This window comes from Vibrio genomosp. F6 (assembly GCF_005146325.1).
Taxonomy (GTDB): domain Bacteria; phylum Pseudomonadota; class Gammaproteobacteria; order Enterobacterales; family Vibrionaceae; genus Vibrio; species Vibrio cortegadensis.
The window spans coordinates 1-233 of the sequence record NZ_SYUT01000111.1 but is presented as its reverse complement, the minus strand read 5'-3'; the positions used below and the strand labels follow the sequence as shown (position 1 = coordinate 233).

Sequence of the window (233 nt, the reverse complement as noted above, 5' to 3'; positions counted from 1 at the left end):
TCTGCCGTGGGCGTTGGAAAATTGAAAGGGGCTGCTCCTAGTACGAGAGGACCGGAGTGGACGAACCTCTGGTGTTCGGGTTGTCATGCCAATGGCATTGCCCGGTAGCTAAGTTCGGAATCGATAACCGCTGAAAGCATCTAAGCGGGAAGCGAGCCTTGAGATGAGTTTTCCCTGGCGCTATAAGCGTCCTAAAGGGTTGTCGTAGACTACGACGTTGATAGGCAGGGTGT

At 53.6% G+C, this 233-nt stretch carries 1 rRNA gene; it reads left to right on the top strand.

The annotated features are described in order from the left end of the window. Positions 1–233, top strand: a 23S ribosomal RNA gene (locus FCV43_RS19885); the annotation flags it as partial.